This is a genomic window from Candidatus Photodesmus blepharonis (genome assembly GCF_000731795.2).
Lineage (GTDB): Bacteria > Pseudomonadota > Gammaproteobacteria > Enterobacterales > Vibrionaceae > Vibrio > Vibrio blepharonis.
The window spans coordinates 1-1,884 of record NZ_JGVK01000019.1 but is presented as its reverse complement, the minus strand read 5'-3'; the positions used below and the strand labels follow the sequence as shown (position 1 = coordinate 1,884).

Below are 1,884 nucleotides of genomic sequence, written 5' to 3'. Positions count from 1 at the left end.
ATAAAACCTCATTAATCTGTGTGAGCACTCATCGTTATAATTATCGCATTATAGTTTAAGGAGGTGATCCAGCCCCAGGTTCCCCTAGGGCTACCTTGTTACGACTTCACCCCAGTCATGAACCACAAAGTGGTGAGCGTCCTCTCGAAAGTTAAACTACCCACTTCTTTTGCAGCCCACTCCCATGGTGTGACGGGCGGTGTGTACAAGGCCCGGGAACGTATTCACCGTAGCGTTCTGATCTACGATTACTAGCGATTCCGACTTCATGGAGTCGAGTTGCAGACTCCAATCCGGACTACGACACACTTTTTGGGATTCGCTTACCATCGCTAGTTTGCAACCCTCTGTATGTGCCATTGTAGCACGTGTGTAGCCCTACTTGTAAGGGCCATGATGACTTGACGTCGTCCCCACCTTCCTCCGGTTTATCACCGGCAGTCTCCCTGAAGTTCCCGACACTACTCGCTGGCAAACAAGGATAAGGGTTGCGCTCGTTGCGGGACTTAACCCAACATTTCACAACACGAGCTGACGACAGCCATGCAGCACCTGTCTCAAAGTTCCCGAAGGCACACCAATGTCTCCACTGGCTTCTTTGGATGTCAAAAGTAGGTAAGGTTCTTCGCGTTGCATCGAATTAAACCACATGCTCCACCGCTTGTGCGGGCCCCCGTCAATTCATTTGAGTTTTAATCTTGCGACCGTACTCCCCAGGCGGTCTACTTAACGCGTTAGCTACGAAAGCCACAGCTCAAAGCCACAACCTCCAAGTAGACATCGTTTACAGCGTGGACTACCAGGGTATCTAATCCTGTTTGCTCCCCACGCTTTCGCATCTGAGTGTCAGTATCTGTCCAGGGGGCCGCCTTCGCCACCGGTATTCCTTCAGATCTCTACGCATTTCACCGCTACACCTGAAATTCCACCCCCCTCTACAGTACTCCAGCTCTATAGTTTCAAATGCAGTTCCGAGGTTAAGCCCCGGGCTTTCACATCTGACTTATCGAACCACCTGCATGCGCTTTACGCCCAGTAATTCCGATTAACGCTCGCACCCTCCGTATTACCGCGGCTGCTGGCACGGAGTTAGCCGGTGCTTCTTCTACAGCTAACGTCAAAATATATACGTATTAAGCATACATCCTTCCTTACTGTTGAAAGTGCTTTACAACCCTAAGGCCTTCTTCACACACGCGACATGGCTGCATCAGGCTTCCGCCCATTGTGCAATATTCCCCACTGCTGCCTCCCGTAGGAGTCTGGACCGTGTCTCAGTTCCAGTGTGGCTGTTCATCCTCTCAGACCAGCTAGAGATCGTCGCCTTGGTGAGCCATTACCTCACCAACAAGCTAATCTCACCTAGGCATATCCAATAGCGCAAGGCCATTCGGTCCCCTGCTTTGCTCCAAGGAGATTATGCGGTATTAGCCATCGTTTCCAATGGTTATCCCCCTCTATTGGGCAACTTCCTAGGCATTACTCACCCGTCCGCCGCTCGACACCCAACCCATCCTCCAAAGATTCAGTGTTGTCGTTTCCGCTCGACTTGCATGTGTTAGGCCTGCCGCCAGCGTTCAATCTGAGCCATGATCAAACTCTTCAATTAAAGTTTTTTATCACTAAAATAATCGCTCAATGAATACTGATTACATACTAATTATGAATTGACTGTGCTGACCCCCTTATCAATAATAGATAAAGGCGTCATTTGGTCACTCAGTTCATTGATAAATTTTTACGATTAAACAACGAGTGCCCACACAGATTAATAGGTTCAAATTATTAAAGAACTCCGCCTGAGGCTTTCCTCTCAAAGCGAACGGTCATTCTAGCGAGATAAGGTTTTGTGTCAAATACTTTTTTACATATAAAAAATTAACC

The 1,884-nt window shown here is 48.5% G+C and carries 1 rRNA gene; it reads right to left on the bottom strand.

Features of this window, described 5'->3' with window-relative positions:
• Positions 1-56: 56 nt before the first annotated feature.
• A 16S ribosomal RNA gene (locus CF67_RS02720) occupies positions 57-1,609 on the bottom strand.
• Positions 1,610-1,884: the final 275 nt, after the last annotated feature.